Annotated in this window: 13 protein-coding genes and 1 pseudogene; 6 read left to right on the top strand and 8 right to left on the bottom strand. The window is 60.4% G+C overall.

Features of this window, described 5'->3' with window-relative positions; genetic code table 11:
• Window positions 1-221: 221 nt before the first annotated feature.
• Window positions 222-1,199 carry an isopenicillin N synthase family dioxygenase gene (locus tag LJ738_RS11465; protein ID WP_227786452.1) on the bottom strand — a complete coding sequence of 326 codons (978 nt, stop codon included), beginning with the start codon at window positions 1,197-1,199 and terminating at the stop codon, window positions 222-224.
• Window positions 1,200-1,350: 151 nt separating this feature from the next.
• Here LJ738_RS11465 and LJ738_RS11460 point away from each other — a divergent pair, with 151 nt between their 5' ends.
• The 3 genes from LJ738_RS11460 to LJ738_RS11450 all read left to right on the top strand — a co-directional run bounded on the left by LJ738_RS11460 (window position 1,351) and on the right by LJ738_RS11450 (window position 5,254).
• A complete protein-coding gene (locus LJ738_RS11460; RefSeq protein ID WP_227786451.1) occupies window positions 1,351-2,190 on the top strand; it encodes a hypothetical protein in 840 nt (279 codons plus the stop codon).
• Window positions 2,191-2,363: 173 nt separating this feature from the next.
• On the top strand, window positions 2,364-3,686 hold the full coding sequence (locus LJ738_RS11455) for an AAA family ATPase (protein ID WP_227786450.1): 1,323 nt from the start codon (window positions 2,364-2,366) through the stop codon (window positions 3,684-3,686).
• A 530-nt stretch (window positions 3,687-4,216) separates the two neighbouring features.
• Window positions 4,217-5,254 (top strand): 5-methylcytosine restriction system specificity protein McrC, encoded by a 1,038-nt coding sequence (locus LJ738_RS11450; protein ID WP_227786449.1) that lies wholly within the window; start codon window positions 4,217-4,219, stop codon window positions 5,252-5,254.
• Window positions 5,255-5,374: 120 nt separating this feature from the next.
• Here the strand turns inward: LJ738_RS11450 and LJ738_RS11445 are convergent, their stop codons facing one another.
• A complete protein-coding gene (locus tag LJ738_RS11445; RefSeq protein WP_227786448.1) occupies window positions 5,375-5,638 on the bottom strand; it encodes a hypothetical protein in 264 nt (87 codons plus the stop codon).
• Window positions 5,639-5,773: 135 nt separating this feature from the next.
• Here LJ738_RS11445 and LJ738_RS11440 point away from each other — a divergent pair, with 135 nt between their 5' ends.
• The 3 genes and pseudogenes from LJ738_RS11440 to LJ738_RS21610 form a co-directional block, all read left to right on the top strand.
• Entirely contained in the window at window positions 5,774-6,382 is a 609-nt protein-coding gene (locus tag LJ738_RS11440; RefSeq protein WP_068190035.1) for an RNA polymerase sigma factor, read from the top strand.
• Between the two features lie 79 nt (window positions 6,383-6,461).
• Window positions 6,462-7,646: a trypsin-like peptidase domain-containing protein gene (locus LJ738_RS11435; RefSeq protein ID WP_227786447.1), complete on the top strand. Its 1,185-nt coding sequence runs from the start codon at window positions 6,462-6,464 to the stop codon at window positions 7,644-7,646.
• A 373-nt stretch (window positions 7,647-8,019) separates the two neighbouring features.
• Window positions 8,020-8,274, top strand: a pseudogene (locus LJ738_RS21610) (YkvA family protein); the annotation flags it as partial.
• 524 nt (window positions 8,275-8,798) lie between these two features.
• On the opposite strand, the gene LJ738_RS11425 reads toward LJ738_RS21610, so the two are convergent.
• The 6 genes from LJ738_RS11425 to LJ738_RS11400 all read right to left on the bottom strand — a co-directional run bounded on the left by LJ738_RS11425 (window position 8,799) and on the right by LJ738_RS11400 (window position 16,682).
• Window positions 8,799-9,065, bottom strand: coding sequence for an acyl carrier protein (locus LJ738_RS11425; protein WP_227786446.1), 267 nt, complete (start codon window positions 9,063-9,065; stop codon window positions 8,799-8,801).
• 115 nt (window positions 9,066-9,180) lie between these two features.
• Window positions 9,181-12,618 carry an efflux RND transporter permease subunit gene (locus LJ738_RS11420; RefSeq protein ID WP_227786445.1) on the bottom strand — a complete coding sequence of 1,146 codons (3,438 nt, stop codon included), beginning with the start codon at window positions 12,616-12,618 and terminating at the stop codon, window positions 9,181-9,183.
• 25 nt (window positions 12,619-12,643) lie between these two features.
• On the bottom strand, window positions 12,644-13,024 hold the full coding sequence (locus tag LJ738_RS11415) for a four helix bundle protein (protein ID WP_227786444.1): 381 nt from the start codon (window positions 13,022-13,024) through the stop codon (window positions 12,644-12,646).
• A 41-nt stretch (window positions 13,025-13,065) separates the two neighbouring features.
• Window positions 13,066-14,196 carry an efflux RND transporter periplasmic adaptor subunit gene (locus LJ738_RS11410; protein ID WP_227786443.1) on the bottom strand — a complete coding sequence of 377 codons (1,131 nt, stop codon included), beginning with the start codon at window positions 14,194-14,196 and terminating at the stop codon, window positions 13,066-13,068.
• Between the two features lie 121 nt (window positions 14,197-14,317).
• A complete protein-coding gene (locus LJ738_RS11405; RefSeq protein ID WP_227786442.1) occupies window positions 14,318-16,012 on the bottom strand; it encodes a TolC family protein in 1,695 nt (564 codons plus the stop codon).
• Between the two features lie 55 nt (window positions 16,013-16,067).
• Complete coding sequence (locus LJ738_RS11400; protein WP_227786441.1) at window positions 16,068-16,682, bottom strand: TetR/AcrR family transcriptional regulator; 615 nt, start codon at window positions 16,680-16,682, stop codon at window positions 16,068-16,070.
• Window positions 16,683-16,721 lie beyond the last annotated feature (39 nt).

The following is a 16,721-nucleotide window of genomic DNA, read 5'->3' as shown; positions in this document are numbered from 1 at the left end:
ATTTCTGGCGCTCTTTGCGCGGCCTACGCTCGTTCATGGAATTCAGAACTAGTGTATAGCTCTGGCCGGACGAGACATGCTGGTTGCGCCGTTTTACTAAAAAGCTGGCCGACACGCTTGCAGTGGCAACGTCAGGGCTAACTACTTGATTAGGCACAACCAAAAAAGCGGCCCGTCTCTCCAGACGGGCCGCTTTTTTAGGTGCTGCCTGCTGGAAGCGCTTATTTCTTCTTCAAGCCCAGCTCAATCAGGCGCTCGTTCAGGAATTCGCCGGCCGTGATGTCGGCCTCCTTCTTGGGGTTGTCGGGCGTAACGCAGTGCTCCAGGGCCGCAAGGCTCATTTCGGAGCGCGGGTGCATGAAGAACGGAATGCTGTAGCGCGAGGTGTTCATCTTCTCGCGGGCGGGGTTTACCACGCGGTGGATGGTCGACTTCAGCACGCCGTTGGTGAGGCGCTGGAGCATGTCGCCCACGTTCACCACAATCTGGTCGGGCAGGGCCGTGATGGGAATCCACTTGTCGTCGCGGCGCTTCACTTGCAGGCCGTCGGCGCTGGCGCCCATCAGCAGGGTGATGAGGTTGATGTCGCCGTGTTCGGCGGCGCGCACGGCGTCGGCGGGCACAGCGTCCGGGTTTTCAATGGGGAAGTAGTGGATGGGGCGCAGGATGCTGTTGCCGTGCTTCACCTTGTCGTCGAAGTAGTTTTCGGGCAGGTGCAGGTACAGGGCAATGGCGCGCAATACGTCCTGGCCGGCCGCCTCAAGGGTGCGGTAAGCCGTGAAGGTGCTCTCCTTGAAGCCGGGCACTTCCTGGGGCCAGATGTTCTCGGGGTATTCGTTTTTGATGGGGTCGTTTTCGTCTTCTACCTCCTGGCCCACGTGGTAGAATTCCTTCAGGTCGCCGGTGTTGCGGCCCTTGGCGTGCTCCTTGCCCTTGCTGATGTAGCCGCGCTGGCCGGCCAGTTCGGGGTTCTCGTAGCGCTGCTTGGCTTCGTCGGGCAGTTGGAAAAACGCCTGCACGTCGGCGTACAGCTTTTTGGTTTGCTCGTCGTTGAGGCCGTGATTCTTCAGGGCTACAAAGCCAATGTTTTGGTAGGCTTCACCGAGCTGTTGCACGAAGTGAGCCTTGCGCTGCGGGTCTCCTGAGCGGAAATCTGCCAGGTCGAGCGAGGGAATTTGGTCAAGAAGTTGGTCTTGCATGGGAAAATTAGGTTTACTTTGAGGCCAATAAGCCCCACGGTGGGCAACGATGCAAGTTAAGCAAAACCCTGCACAGGGGCCCAGCCGTAAGCTGTTCAGCTTAGGGAATTACACCTGGACTACTAACAAACTTTTTTTGAGCTTTTTCTACATGAAACGTCCCTTCTGGCTGCTGTGCAGCACGACCATCACCCTGGCGCTGCTGGCTAGCTGCGAAACGAGCAAGCCTACCACCGATGTAAGCGCAACAGCCGGCAGCACGACCGCCAGCCCCGCCAGCACCGGCGAAAGCATGGAATCGAACGGCATTCGCCTGACGCCCTTCACCGATTCGCCTAAGTTTCCGGAGGCCCAGATGCAACTGCGCGCGCCCATTGCCGGTTCCTCCGTGCCCAGTGGCGAGGTTGCCTTCGATTACCTGATTACGAATTTCCAGCTCACCAAAATGAGCGGCGGCCCCCACATGGCCCAAATGGCCAACTCCATGAAAGGCCAGCACATCCACAACATCGTGGACAACGAGCCCTACACCGCCCACTACGAGACCAAGTTCAAGAAGGCCATTCCCGACGGCCAGCACGCCATCCTCTCGTTCCTGTCGCGCTCTTACCATGAGAGCCTAAAGCACCGCGGCGCCTACGACCTGCGCATCATCAACGTAGGCAACGGCACGCCGCCCGCCACGCCGGTTATCGACGTGAAGGCCCCTAACCTGTTCTACAGCCGCCCCAAAGACACCTACGCCGGTGCCGATGCCAAGCGCATCATGCTGGACTTTTACCTCGTGAACACCACCCTTGAGCCGGGCGGCAACCGCGTGCGCGCTACCATCAACGGCAGCGAGTTCATGCTGGACCACTGGGTGCCTTACCAGATGGAGGGCCTGCCCGCCGGCGAAAACACCGTGAAGCTGGAGCTGGTAGACAGCAGCGGCACCCTGATACCCGGCCCGTACAACTCGGTAACGCGCAAGTTCACGGTTACCCCGTAACCCGCCAAAACAGTTTGGTTAGCCCGTTGGGCTGAACACATAGAAGCATCTTTACCGCGGAAGTAGCCCAATTACTTACGCGGTGGAGATGCTTCTTTTGCGTTCCGCTTTATGGGCTTTTTGGAGCCATTTGGCTGCAGTCGTTTGTTGTTCTGGTTCTACCTTGCCTGCCAATGCCCCCTGCCCCACCCCGTTCCGTTGCAGCCTCCGCCGACTTGCCCGGTGCCCCGGCGCCGCTGCTCACCCGCGAGCAGGTGCTGCGGGCGCTACGCCAGATAGCCCGCGAAGGCCGCCCGCTGCCCTCCGGCACCGTATACGAGCTGGTGTACCGGGGCCGGCGCTACCCGCCCCGCGCGGTGGCCGAGCTGGCGTACCGTTTGGCCACCGGCAACCCCACGGCCCACTGGCCCCGCCCGGCCGGAGCGGCCACCAACACCCTGCTCGAAGGCCTCGACTTTACCATCAGCACCAAGCGGCCCGTGCTCACTTCCGGCTCCACGCACGACGGCGACGAAACTGCCCGCCAGCAAGCCGAGGACTTGTACACGGGCATCTCCCGCGAATCATCGGAGCCCGCCAGCAGCGCCACTAAAGTAGCCGAGCCGCCTGTCGCTTACGAGACGCCACCGTATGCGCGTCCCGACGCGCTGGCCGAGCTATTCATCTCCGAGTCCGCGCTGGATGCGGCCCTGGCCGGCCTGGCCCGCCGCCGCAATCTGCTGCTGCAAGGCCCGCCCGGCACCGGCAAAACGTTTTTGGCGCGCCGGCTGGCGTGGCTGCTGCTGGGCGCCAAAGACGAAAGTCGCATTGAGTTGGTGCAATTTCACCCCAGCTACGGCTACGAGGACTTTATGCTGGGCTTCCGGCCCGATGCGGACGGGCGCTTCCACCTAGTGCCCGGGGTGCTCCCACTCCTATGCCAACGCGCGGCCGCCGACCCCGACAAGCCGTATTTTCTACTAATTGATGAGGTAAACCGGGGCAATGTGCCCCGCGTGTTTGGCGAATTGCTCCTGCTGCTGGAAGCCGACAAGCGCGGCCCCGCCCACGCCCTGCGCCTGCCCTACGCGCCTCCCGACGCCCCCCGCTTCTTCGTACCCGAGAATCTGTACGTCATCGGCACCCTCAACCTGGCCGACCGCTCGCTGAGCCCGCTCGACTACGCCCTGCGCCGGCGCTTTGCCTTCGTGGAGCTGGGCCCGCAGTTTGGGGCGCCGCTGCAGGAGTTCCTCGCGGCCCGGAAAGTACCCAGGCCACTCATTGAGCAGCTGTGCACCCGCATGGCTGCCCTCAACCAAACCATTGCCGACGACCCCGAGCTAGGCCCTGATTTCGTCATTGGCCACAGCTACTTCTGCCAGCCCCCACCCCAACCAGAACAGGCCACCGAGTGGCTACGGCTGATTATTGAGCAGGAAATTGGGCCACTGCTGGCCGATTATTGGAGGGAGCAGCCGGCCACGGCCGCCGCGCAGGTGCGCAAGCTTCTGGCATAAAACAAGTTCTCAGATGCCAAGGCAATAACTACTAAAGCCATGAATCTTGCAGATATGCTGTCATGCACCCGTACGGCGTCTTGGTCCGATAAAAAGTCTCACCGCCAGACCCTTAAAATACTTTTAGAGACGCAAGGCATAGTTAGCATAAAAAGAGCTTACCTATTAGGCTATACAACAGCAAACCCACTAACGCTAGCGAGTATTAGCTCATGCGTAAAACGGAAGAATGTTTGGTGTCTGCGCCAAGTATTTCAGGACCTAGCCTATAGTGAAGACGGATTGGGTCTAACGGTGGCTGAGCCAATGTGCGCTGTTTATCTACTCATCGAACCAGATAATCGGACGTTTGTGGCCGCAATTGGTAATCCCGACTTGTTTACTGCATCACCAGTATTGCTCCTTCTCCTAAGTGCTAAATGGTTCCCCTACTGGCTGATGTTCGGCAAACGATTGGTTATTGAGTAATAAAAAGCGCGAAAAGTATTGGTACGCGTGCACTATTTATTCAACAAAATCGGCCACATCAATTGATACCGCTCCCCACGCTCTACTATTTCTTGTGCTACGCCTGGAACCGACTGCCCGAGCCTGCCGTGCTGCAGGCCAGCGAGGCAGCTCAATTTCACCGGCCGCTGGGCTTGCTGGCCCAGGTGCTGTTGCACGGCACCAGGCGCTTACTCCAGAATGGACTGCCGCGCACATTTCAACCCCAGGAAGCCGAGCTCACAAGCTTGCGCGGCCGAATTGAGCTGGCCCCCAGCCTGGGCCGGGGCCTGCTGGAGCGGGGCCGCGCCATCTGCACCTTCGACGAACTAAGCCCGGACTCGCCCCTGCACCGCCTGCTGGCCCAAACGCTGGGCACCTTGGCCAGTGCCGCCGACTTGCCCCTGGCCCTGCGGCGCGAGGTGAGCCAAGTACGCCAGCGGTTTCCGGCGTCGCTCACCGCGGCGCCGTCGGTGCCGCCCACCGCCGCCACCTTCCGGGAGCTGCGGCGGCAGCGGCTGGGCAACCAGGCTGCTTTTCTGCTGCACGTGTGCGAGCTGGTGTGGCAAATGGCCCTGCCCGAGCCCACTGCCCGGGGCCGAAGCCGCTTCAGCGACTTCCGGCGCGACGAAGCCCTGATGGCGCGCCTGTTTGAGCAGTTTACCCGCAATTTCTTCCGCCGCGAGCAGCGCCGCTACCGCGTGTATGCCGAAACCATTGCCTGGCAGGCCGCGGGGCAGTCCGAAGACCTGGCCTTGTTGCCCACGATGCTCACGGATACCACCCTGGATGCGCCCGACCGCAAAATAATCCTTGACACCAAGTACTACGCTGCTGCCCTGCGCTCGCGCTACGACCGTCAGCGCCTCATTGCGCCCCACCTTTACCAGCTCTACGCCTACCTCCAAAATCAGCGCCCTGCCCCCGGCCAGGCCCTGGAAGGCATCCTGCTGTATCCCGCGGCCACCCAGGCCGTTGACCTGCGCTACACCTTGGGCGGGCACCTGGTACGCGTCGTCACCCTCAACCTGCACCAGCCCTGGGAAGGCATTGCGGCCGATTTGTTGACCTTAATTGGCTGACTACAGCACGGCGGCTAATGGCCGCGTTGGGGCACAAAAAAACAGCCCGGACTTTCCAAGAGGAAAATCCGGGCTGTTTCAAAAGCCGAAGCATGGAGCTGGCACAAGGCCAGCGGCCAATTACTTCTTAACCTCTTCGGTCGTGGTGGTGGTGGTACCGGTGGTGGTGCCAGCAGCAGGAGCAGCAGCGTCCGTAGCAGGAGCGGTGGTTGCGTCAGCAGCAGGAGCCGTGGTAGCAGTGCTGTCGGTGGTAGTGGTGGTCGAGGTCTCGGTGGTAGCAGCAGGAGTCTCAACGGTGGTCGACTCGGTCGACTTCGACTCGCACGACGACAGACCAGCGGTCAGGGCCAGGCCCAGGGCAGCAACTTTGAACAGGTTGTTCATTTTGAAGGTAATTTTGAAAATGGGTTAACTAAAAGACGCCCTTTATCCCGGCTTACTGGAAAGGTAACCCGGCCTAGAAAAATATTTTTTCGGCGGGTTACTTGTGCCCCGTATCTGTATTAACTACCAAAGTGAATGAGCAGGGGTAATTCAACTTCCTCTTCGTTAACTCCTACCGACGACGCGCTGATTGCCGCCATTCGTGACGGCGATGAGCGGGCCCTGGCCCACCTCTACCGGTTGCACTGGCCCATGGTATCGCACTTCGTGCTGCAAAACAGCGGCTCCGAAGACGACGCCCAGGACGTGTACCAAGAAGGCGTGATGGTGTTTTATGAAAAAGTCCGCGATGGCTCGCTTGAGCTAAGCTGCCAGATTAAAACATACCTCTACGCCGTGTGCCGCCGCCTGTGGCTCAAGCGCCTGACCAGCAAAAGCCGCTTCGGCGTGCGCTTGCTCGACGATGAGGAGCACGGCCCCTACCTGAACACAGGGGCCGAAGAGGACTTGCTTGCTGCCGAGGAACAGGACCGCCGCTTCACCACCATGAGCGAGGCCCTCAACCACCTCGGCGAGCCCTGCCGCTCGCTTTTGGAAGGCTTCTACCTGCTTGATAAATCCATGCAGGACTTAACCGCAGAGTTTGGCTATACCAACGCCGACAATGCTAAGAATCAAAAATATAAGTGCCTGGTGCGCTTGAAAAAATTATTCTTTACCCATTATAAAGAAGAGCCTATCTGATATTCATTAGCTGCGAGCCCGTTGCCCGCAGAACCCCCGTTGCTTACCGCCGCCGGTCCCGCGCCGGCAGCTTTTACCCATGATGACTGAAGCAGACTACTACGCCTTATTTGAAGCCTACGCCGATGGCGAGCTGGCCGGGCCCGCCCGTGCCAACCTCGAAGCGCGGCTGGCGGCCGACCCTTCCCTGGCGTTGCGCTACGCTGACTTCACGGAAATGACCGGCACCCTGCGCGCCTACGGCCAGCGCCAAAACGTGCGCCAGCAGCTGCAGGGCATCCACGCAGCCATGCTGGCGGCCGAGACGCCGGAAGAAATCACTACGACTAAAACCAATGAGCCCGCTTCGCCGCTGACCCACTCGGTGAACCCCATGCTGCGCATCTCGCGCACCGAGCGCCGGCTGCGCGACTTCTGGAGCGGCCACCGTGCCACGGTGGGCGTCGCGGCTTCGGTGGCCATTTTGGCCGTGTTCAGCACGTTGCTGGGCTTGGAGTGGTGGCGGGCCGCCAAAACGCAGCCTTCGCTGTACGGCTACACCGTGCTGCGCCGCGAAGTTGAGCGCATCAAAAAGAGCCAGAAAGACCTGACGCTGACGCTGAACCAGTTCGGCAAGCCGGGCATCAGCGCACCCGCCCCAAAGGAAAGCAAGTTCAGCGGCACGGGTTTCGCCCTTACCTCGGAAGGCTACTTGGTTACCAGCTTCCACGTCATTCAAGGCGCTGACTCGCTGCTGGTAGAGGGCCGCGACCGGCAGCGCTACCACGCCGAGCCCGTGTACTCCGACGTGAAGCACGACCTGGCCATTCTGCGCATTACCGACAAGAAATTCACCGGCTTCGGCCGCCTGCCCTACGCCATCAAGTCGGGCCAGGCCGATTTGGGCGAGCGGGTATTCACCCTGGGCTACCCCCGCGAAGACGTGGTGTACGGCGAAGGTGCCTTGAGCGCCCGCTCGGGTTTTGAGGGCGATACGGCGTTTTATCAAGTAAGCATTCCAGTGAACCCCGGCAACTCAGGCGGCCCGCTGCTCGATGAGCGCGGCAACCTGATTGGGGTGGTAAGCGGCCGCCAGAACGACGCCCAGAGCGCCGCGTTTGCAACCAAGTCCTCTTACCTGGTGCGCCTGGTCGATTCCCTGGATGCTGCCAAGCCGGCCGTAGCTTTTCACCTGCCGCATTTTGGCCAGCTGGCCGGCACGGGGCGCCCCCATCAGGTGAAAAAACTGCAGGACTACGTGTTCGTGGTGAAGGTTTTTGAATAAGCCTTACCAACGTCTGTAAGCTCCCAAAAATTGAGCTGAATGCTAAGCAAAGGCCTGTTTCTTCATTGAAGCAGGCCTTTGCTTCTACGGCATTTCCCGGGTGGCCAGCCTGTTGTGCTTAAAAACGCAAATAAGCGCATCGTTTCGCTGCCTGAGACCGAAAATAGCCAGTTTCTCAAAAACCTTGCACCCCCGAAACGAGTACTTAGGCCTAGGCCGACAGCGCCGATATTCTCTTCTTTTGCACTCCTTAATTCCGCTCTCCGTGGCTCAAAATCAACAAACCCCGCCTTCTAGCAATGATGTTGCCGGCTCGGCCATTTTCAAGAAGTTTCTGCGCACCGCCGAGGGCTACGTTCGGCAGCCCACCCGCATGAAGCAGCTGCTGACGGACGCCTACAAGAAAGCCAGCGAGAAAAACGACGTCGGCACGCTGGCCCACGAAGCCTGGGAAACGCTCCAGACCATGTTCCGCCTCATCAAGGCTTCAATGTCGGGCGAGTACACGGGCGTACCCGGTACCACCGTGGCCGCGGCCGTGGCTGTTCTCATCTACTTTCTTAGTCCCATTGACCTGATTCCGGACTTTATTCCGGTGCTGGGCCTGCTCGACGACGTGGCCTTGGTGGCGTGGTTCTCGACCACCCTCAAGCACGAGCTCGATAAGTTTCATGAGTGGGAAACCACCCGTCCGGCGCTGGCCGTCAATGCCAGTGTGGACACCGACAGCCACAAAGCCGCCGCCGAGCAGGCCGCAGCCGCTATGAGCACCGGCCCAGCCTCGCCCCACGCCCCCGAGCACCCGCAGCCCGCGCGAGAGTCGGCCAAGCAGCACGGCACCGTCAACCTTCACTCCACGCCTTCGCATTCCAACACCGACTCGGGACTGGGCACGCCCGAAAGCAGCAGCCCACGCCCAGTGCACGAGGCCGGCCCCGATGTGCAGCCCACCGGCCCCACTAGCGGTGCCACCGTGCGTACCTGGGAAGGCAGCCGCAACAGCACCGACGCCGGCAACCTCGACACGGGTGGCAACGTGCGATAACCTGCTTTAAAAAACAACCCTCCTGCTAAAGAGCCAGGATTTAAAAGCAAAAAGCCCCGGCAACTTTGGTTGCCGGGGCTTTTTATATGACACCAGGAAAGACTGCTTTAGGCGGCCACGGCGTGGTCGCGCACGTAGCGCACAAAGTCGCCAACCGTGTACAGGGGCACTTCGTCGGGAATGACGATGCTGAAGCTGCGTTCCAGCTCAAGAATAATATCTACTACGTCGACGGTGTCGAAGCGCAGGTCGCGGGCGAGGCTGGCGGTTTTGCGCACGCGGCTGGCCCGAATGGCCTTGCGCTTGCTGATAATGCGAAAAACCTGCTGCTCGATAGAAGGGCTAGGAGTTGGAATAGTGGTGGATACGTACATAATAGCGGACGAAAAAAGGTGTCGTAGAAGTAGCGAGCGGAGCGCGCCGATGGAGCCCGCCAGTAATTAATGCTGCAACAAAAACTACCGACGAGCTTCAACAACGCATAAATTGTTAAGCTAGTACCCGCGGCGAAGCCGCATGTACTTGTTCAGAGTCCACCTCTTCCGTAATGGTTGCAACGTGGTCCGGGTTTTTTCCGGAAATTTTTCCCTTTAGTGTTTCGCTTAGCAAATACATTACCGGTACCACCAGCAGGGTGATGCCCGTGGCGAACACCAGACCGAAAATGATGGTCCAGGCCAGCGGCCCCCAGAACGTCACCGACTCGCCGCCGATGAAGAAATGCGGGTTGCCGGAGGCAAACAGCTCGTAGAAGTCCACGTTCAGGCCGATGGCCAGTGGGATAAGGCCCAGCGTGGCCGCCGTGGCCGTGAGGATAACCGGGTTGAGGCGGGTGCGACCGGCCAGCACAATGGCTTCGCGCAGCGGCATGCCCTGGGAGCGCAGCATATCGGTGAATTCAACCAGCAGAATGCCATTTTTCACCACGATACCAGCCAGGGCAATGATGCCCACGCCCGTCATCACAATGCTGACGTTCATGCCGGTGAGGGCCAGGCCCCAAAACACGCCGGCGATGGAGAACAGCACTTCGGAGAGGATGATAATTGGCTTGCTGAACGAGTTGAACTGCGTTACCAGAATCAGGAAGATGAGGCCCAGGGCACCCAGGCCGGCCATGGGCAGGAAGTCGGTGGTTTCCTTCTGGCTTTCCTGCGCGCCGCCCATGCTAATGGCGTAGCCAGCGGGCGTGCGGAAGGCTTTGAGCGCGGTTTCGACCTGCTTGGCCACGTCGGGACCGGAGAAGCCGTTGAGCACATTGGAGCTGATGGTGATGACGCGCTTGGTGTCTTTGCGCTTGATGCCGCCGTAGGTTGAGCCATAAGTGACATCGGCCACCGACGAGATGGGTACCTGACGGATAGCGCCGGTGGCATCGCGGAAGGTAAGCGGAGCATTTACCACGGCGTCCACATCAGAGCGGTAGGGCTCGGCGTAGCGCACCTGGATGGGGTACTCGTCATCGGCCGTCTTGAATTTGCTGGCCTCGGTGCCATAGATGGCCGTGCGCACCTCCATACCAATCTGGCCCGTGCTGATGCCCTCGCGGTTGGCGCGGGTGCGGTTGATGTTGATGGCGATTTCGGGGTTGCGGTCCTGCAGGTTGGAGCGGAGGGACTCGACGCCGCCAATGTGCAGCGAATCAACGTAGCGGGTTACTTTCTTCGAGAGCCGGGCCAATACCTGGTAGTCGTCGCCGGCTACTTCGATGGCAATGGGCTTGGGCTGAGGCGGGCCGCTGGCTTCCTGGTCAACCGAGATTTCGGCGCCCGGAATGCCCTTCACCACCTCGCGGATTTTATCCATGTAGGTGCTGGTTTTCGGGCCTTTGCGTTCGCTCAACTCCTTGAAGGCTACGGCTACCTTGCCCATGTGCGACGCCGACGTACCGGCTGCCGTGGCTTCGCCGGGGTCGCCGGCGCCAATGGCCACGTTGGTAATCACCGATTCCACGTCGGGATTGTTGTGGCCGATAACGCCGTAGATGCGGTTCTCGAGCACGTGGGTGATGGAGTCCGTCACGGCCACGCGGGTGCCCACCGGCATGTTCAGGTAAGTGTAGATGAACTTGGGGTCGCCCTTCGGGAAGAAGTCGACGTGCGGCTTGCGGATGCCCACGGCCACAAACGAACCGATGAACAGAACCAGCACGCCCACCATCACCAGGGCCGGGTGGCCGATGGACCAGCGCACGAGGCTGGCGTAGCCGTTCTGGAAGCGCGGCAGGGCACGCGTCTGGAACCAGGCAATCATGCGCGTGAGCACGAATTTATCGAGGAAGCACAGCAGGATGACGGTGATAAACAGGTTGCCCACGAAGGGCGAATGCGCCACGTAGCCAATGATGGCAATCAGCAGCAGTACCCCCATCGCAATGAGGAAACCACGCGTGAGCTTCGGTGTGCTGTGCAAATCGTCCTCAAAATGCTCTTCGCGCTGCATGAAGCTCACGGCAAACACCGGGTTCATAATAAAGGCCACGATGAGCGAGGCCATGAGCGTGATGATGAGCGTGACCGGCAGGTAGTACATGAACGAGCCCACAATGCCCGGCCAGAACAGCAGCGGCACAAACGGCGCCACCGTAGTGAGCGTGCCGGCCAGTACCGGAATAAACACTTCGCCGGCCGCGAATTTGGCTGCTTTTGGCGTCGTCAGGTTGGGGTGTTCGTGCAGGAGGCGGTGGGTGTTTTCAATAACCACAATGGCGTCGTCGACCACGATGCCCAGCGCCAGCAGGAAGGCGAACAGCACAATCATGTTCAGGGTGAAGCCGAACACGGGGATGACCAGGAAGGCCAGGAACATCGAAATCGGCACGGACAGACCCACAAACAGCGCGTTGGTGGTGCCCATGAAGAACATCAGAATCAGGGTCACCAGCAGGAAGCCGATGATGATGGTGTTGATGAGGTCGTGCAGCGTTACTCGGGTGTCGTTCGAGGTGTCGCCCGTTACCGTGATGGTCAGCTCCTTGGGCAGGCTCGCTTTCGAGTCCTTAATAATTCCCTTGATTTTGTCGGAAGCATCAATCAGATTTTCGCCGGCGCGCTTCACCACGTTCAGCGTAATGGCAGGCTTGCCGTCGAGGCGGGCATAGCTTTCGCGGTCCTTGAAGCCATCCGTAACGGTGGCGATATCGCCAAGGCGCACGGGTGCACCGTTCAGGTTCTTCACCTGAATGTCGGCAATGTCGGCGGCGCGTACGTATTGGCCGGCCACACGCACGGCGCGCTTCTGCCCGCCCACGTCGATGGAGCCGCCCGATACGGTTACGTTCTCGCTGCCGATGGCGCGCGAAATGTCCGAGAAGCTCAGGCGCGAGGCGCGCAGCTTGTTCAGGTCCACGTCCACGTTCACCTGCTGGTCGAGGGCGCCCACGATGTCGACGCGGGTGATTTCGGGCAGGGCCTCAATCTTGTCCTGGAAGTCGTCGGCAAACTTCTTGAGTTGAGCCGCGGGCAGATTTCCGGCCAGGTTGACGAACATAATGGGCTGCTCGGAAATGTTGATTTCCTTCACCAGCGGGGCGCTCGGCAGGTCGTTGGGCAGCTCAGTGCTGGCCTTGTCCACGGCGTCCTTGATGAGCTGCTTGGCCGCTTGCACGTCCACACCGGAGCTAAACTCCACGTCCACGATGCAGTAGTCCTGGTTCGAGGTGGAGTTAATATGCTTCACCCCGTTCACGCTCTTAATCTCCTTTTCGAGCTGGCGCGTCACCAGGTTTTCGATGTCCGTCGGCGACGTGCCGGGGTACACCGTGGCCACGATGATGCGCGGAATCACGATATCCGGGAATTTCTCCTTGCCGAGCTTGATGTAGGCGAAAATGCCCGCCACGCACAGCAGCACCGTGATAATGTAGATGCTGGTCTTGTTATTAATGGACCAACTGGTTGGGCCAAATTCTTTTTCGATGTCCTGCATAGTTAAAGAAGCTAGGAGTGAGAAGCTAGGAACTAGGAGTTGTCAGCGTGGTTCGCATGGCTTTGCCGTACGCCTCTAGCATCCGTCCTACTTCGTTTGCTTGTTCTGTATGTAACTGGGTATTGGCATAGCCTAGGTCCTGCGCCAGAATGAAGTAATAGTGGACTTCTTCCAGCGAGCCTTCGGCAATGTTGAAAAACCTGATTTTGTCTTTGAGGCCGCGTTTGCGGAATCCTTCGGCGATATTGGCCGGCACCGAAATGGCGGCCCGGCGCAGTTGAGAGGTTAAAGCAAAAAGCTCGTGTTTGGGGAACACTTCCGTGAGGCGGTAGACGGCCAAAGTCAACTGGTGGGCTTTTTGCCACACCAGCAACTCCTGAAAACGTTTGGCTGCCACCCGCTCCATTTTTATTGTTCTCTGATTCCAGCTTCTAACTCCTAGCTTCTTTACAAGCTCACTACTTGGCCTTCGTTCAAATTCTGGTAGCCGGCTGAAATCACTTTGTCGTTGGGCGTCAGGCCGCTGGTTACTTCCACCTTGCCGTTGTAGGTGTTGCCGGTTTTGATGATGCGCCGCTTGGCCACCGATTTGCTGCCCTCCTGGCCTACTACATAGACGTAGCTGTTCTGCTCGTCCTTCTGCACCAGGTCCACGGGGATGACTGTAGCGTTGGGCCGGTCGTAGTTCAGGATGCGCACCGTGGCCACCATGTTGGGGCGCAGGTTGGCGGCTTTGGCGCCGGTCAGGCGCACCTCCACCGTGAAGGTGCGGCTGGTGGCGTTGATGGTGCGGCTCACCACGCGCACCGTGGCGGGCAGTTCCTCGTCGCCCAGGTCCGGAATGGTAACCAGCGCTTTGTCGCCGGCTTTGATATTGTTGCCGTAGGCTTCCGACACGTCGGCCAGGATTTTGCCGCCCGCGCCGCTGGTCAGGCGCACCACCGGCGAGCCGGGAGCCACCACTTCGCCCAGCTTGGGCACTACCTCGTCCACGGTGCCGCTGAAGGGCGCCACCACGTTGTAGAGGGCGCGCTGCTGGTTGAGCGTGGCTAGGTTGCGCCGCAGGGCGTCGTAGTTGTTCTTGGCTTGCAGGTACTGGATTTCGGTACCGATTTGCTGGGCCCACAGGCTTTTTTGTCTTTCGTACACCGTCTTGGCCAAATCCATGCGGGTGCGAAGCTCGGCAATGCTGGCGTCGAGGATGGAGGCGTCAATCGAGGCCAGCACCTGGCCTTTGCTCACCCGGTCGCCGCGCTGCACGCGCAGGCTGGTGAGGCTGCCGGCGGCGCGGGCGCCCACGTTGGCATTCTGGTCAAAATCGACGCGGCCCTGCACTTCGAGGTAGCTCTTGAAGCTTTCGGGTTGCACGTTCATCACCGACACGGGCGTGGCCGTGAGGGCGGGCTTGTCGGGGGTGCCGGTTTTAGCCTCCAGCTCGGCAATCTTGGCCTCGTTGGAAGCCTGCTCCTGCTTTAGCTTGGCCAGTTCGGCTTTGGGGTCTTTCGAGCCGCCACAGGCAGCCATCAGCAACGAACCGGCAAGGAACAGGGCAGCAGAGTAATTTTTATCGAGTCGCATGAGAAGCGGGTATTTTTGGGGTCATACCGAGCGGAGCATCCGGGCTCGCTGGCAGAAATGAAGGGGAGCATCCGGAGCTTGGGAAGAAGCAAGTTCAACCACAAGCTTCGGACAACAATTGTTACTTTTTAACCTGGTTGTACAGCTCGCCGGTGGCTTTGTCGCGGTCGACTTTGGCTACCAGCACGTCGTAGATGGCGCCGTAGTAGTTGGTTTGGGCCGAGCGCAGGTCGGTTTCGGCGGTGATGACTTCCAGGTTGGAACCCACGCCCGCGTTGAACTTGATGCGGGTGACGCGCGCCACGTCGGCTGCCAGGTCGAGGTTGGCCTTTTGGTTGTCGAGCACGTCCAGGGCATTCACCAACGTGGTCCGGCTCTGGGCATCCTGCAGGTCAATGCTCTGGCGCAGGGTGTTGAAGCCCTGCTCAATCGTCTGCTGGGCCAGGCGGCCCTGCTGCACCTGGTATTTGCGGCGGAAGCCGTCGAACACCGGCACCTGCAAGGTGAGGCCCACGTTGCCAAAGCCAAACCAGTTCTGGTTCAGAAAGCCACTGCTGCTCCGCGAGTTGGGCCCGCGAAACTCCAGCAAGCCGCCCAGACGCGGGTCAGACCCCGTGAAGCCGTAGGCTCCGGTGAGCAGCAGGCGCGGGTAGGCGCTGGCGCGGCGGTTGCGCAGGTCCAAGCCGGCCAGGGCCTGCTGGGTTTCCAGCACCGAGAACTCCACGCGGTTGTTGTAGTTGCCCGCGGCCACGGCCTGCGGCGCACGGCCACCGCTGAGGGCGGCTTGCTGGTCGAGGCGGGTTTGCTCGGCCGCGTTTTCCTGGCCGGGTGTAGCGGTGGGCTGGTCGGGCAGAGCCGAGGTGCCGGCCACGCCGCCCCCGGTGTTAAAGTTGGCCACGCCCAGGCGCTTGCGCAAGGCGCCGGCGTCTACCAGCGCAGCTCCTAAGGAGTCGGTGAGCACCACGGGCTGCTGCTGGGGCAGGCCCATCTGGAACTTGAGCAGTGCCAGGCTCAACTCGGTCAGGCGCTGGGCTTTCTGTTGCTCCACTACCAGGTTGTTGCGCTGCACCTGCAGGCGGTCTACGTCGAGCTTCTCGGCGAAGCCCGCCTTGAAAATCTTCCGCGTTTGGTTGAGCACCGTGTCGAGGCGCTGCACGTTGCGGCCCAGCAGGGCCAGGCGCGAGCGGGCCACCAGGGTGCTATAGTACGCCTTGCTTACCTGCTCCACCACGTCTATTTCGGCCTGCTGGGTCTGGCGTTGGGCTAGCTGCTCGTACACCTTGGCCGCTTTCAGCCCAATTAGGTAGGAGCCGTCGAAGAGCAGCTGCGACACGCTGGCGCTTGTGGAGCCAGCGTACTGCAGGCCAAACGCCAGGGGCGTAGGTCCGGTTTGGGGCGCTTCGCCGTAGGCAGGGCTCAGGGTGACGGCGGTGCCGGCTTGCGCGGCGGCAATGTCCTGGGCCGTGAGCTTGGTGCCCTGCAGCGGCGCGCCGCCGAAGCGGGAAAAGTCAACCAGCGACTTCTGCAGCTTGAAGTTGTCGGCCACGTTGGCGCCCACGTTTACTTGGGGCAGGCCGGCGCTCTTGATTTCGCCCACCCGGGCCCGGGCCGTTTGCTCGGCCAGGCGCGTGGCCAGCAGCGTGGATTTGTTCTGAACGGCATAGCTCACGGCCTGGGGCAAACTCAGGGCCATGACGCCGGCGGCGGGCGGCGCCGCGGGCAGCGCACCCTGCGCCGACTGGGCACGGAGCGCGGTGGGTGCCGCGCCGGCCAGCGCGGCCAGGAGCAGCAGCTTGGGTGAAAACAACTTTTTCATCGACAACAAAAGGGAAATGGGGTAAGCGTAATCGTAATAAGGGGGCAGCGGGGGGTTATTCTTCTTCGGTTACCTGGCGGTATTTATTGATGAGCTTGTGGCCCTTGAGCGTGGCCACCCCCAGCAGAAAATGCTCGTCGAACACCCGGCGCACGCGCTGGGCCTCAAACAGGGCCGGCGGGTACACGGCCGGGTCAAACATCAGGTCAATCTGGGACAGGTGCAGGCGGGCCAGCACGTCCACGTCCAGGTCGGGGCGGTAAAAGCCTTCACTCATGCCCCGGCGCAGGTTCTGGGTGATTTGGGCTAGGACGTAGGAGTTTTTGTGGGCGGCCAGCAGCTGCCAGGCCGCCGGGTAGTACTTCTGCAGGTCGTAGAAAATGCTGGGGTGAACGCCGATAAACTGCTGTTCGGCCCAGGCCGTGATGCGCACCATTTGTTCTACCGCGTTGGTGGAGTGCCCGGCCATCGCCTCGCACTCGCCTTGCACCTTGTGCAGGTGCTGTTCCATGGTAGCAAGTACAATCTGGTCCTTGTTTTCGAACCATTTGTAGAGGGTCTTCTTCGACATGGCCATGCTGGCGGCGATGTCGTCCATACTCACGCTCTTAATGCCGTTCCGCATGAAAAGCGTGGAGGCGTGGTTGAGGATTCGTTCTTTGATTTCCATGATTTGCGGCGCAAAGATACCATGGAAACTTTTATTGTG

The sequence above is a fragment of the Hymenobacter plasmatis genome (assembly GCF_020711255.1).
GTDB lineage: Bacteria > Bacteroidota > Bacteroidia > Cytophagales > Hymenobacteraceae > Hymenobacter.
This window is presented reverse-complemented; position numbering and strand designations above follow the sequence as displayed.

Coding starts and splice junctions, on each gene's coding strand:
- LJ738_RS11465 (WP_227786452.1), bottom strand. CDS start 1,199: ATGCAAGACCAACTTCTTGACCAAATTCCCTCGCTCGACCTGGCAGAT.
- LJ738_RS11460 (WP_227786451.1), top strand. CDS start 1,351: ATGAAACGTCCCTTCTGGCTGCTGTGCAGCACGACCATCACCCTGGCG.
- LJ738_RS11455 (WP_227786450.1), top strand. CDS start 2,364: ATGCCCCCTGCCCCACCCCGTTCCGTTGCAGCCTCCGCCGACTTGCCC.
- LJ738_RS11445 (WP_227786448.1), bottom strand. CDS start 5,638: ATGAACAACCTGTTCAAAGTTGCTGCCCTGGGCCTGGCCCTGACCGCT.
- LJ738_RS11440 (WP_068190035.1), top strand. CDS start 5,774: ATGAGCAGGGGTAATTCAACTTCCTCTTCGTTAACTCCTACCGACGAC.
- LJ738_RS11435 (WP_227786447.1), top strand. CDS start 6,462: ATGATGACTGAAGCAGACTACTACGCCTTATTTGAAGCCTACGCCGAT.
- LJ738_RS11425 (WP_227786446.1), bottom strand. CDS start 9,065: ATGTACGTATCCACCACTATTCCAACTCCTAGCCCTTCTATCGAGCAG.
- LJ738_RS11420 (WP_227786445.1), bottom strand. CDS start 12,618: ATGCAGGACATCGAAAAAGAATTTGGCCCAACCAGTTGGTCCATTAAT.
- LJ738_RS11415 (WP_227786444.1), bottom strand. CDS start 13,024: ATGGAGCGGGTGGCAGCCAAACGTTTTCAGGAGTTGCTGGTGTGGCAA.
- LJ738_RS11410 (WP_227786443.1), bottom strand. CDS start 14,196: ATGCGACTCGATAAAAATTACTCTGCTGCCCTGTTCCTTGCCGGTTCG.
- LJ738_RS11405 (WP_227786442.1), bottom strand. CDS start 16,012: ATGAAAAAGTTGTTTTCACCCAAGCTGCTGCTCCTGGCCGCGCTGGCC.
- LJ738_RS11400 (WP_227786441.1), bottom strand. CDS start 16,682: ATGGAAATCAAAGAACGAATCCTCAACCACGCCTCCACGCTTTTCATG.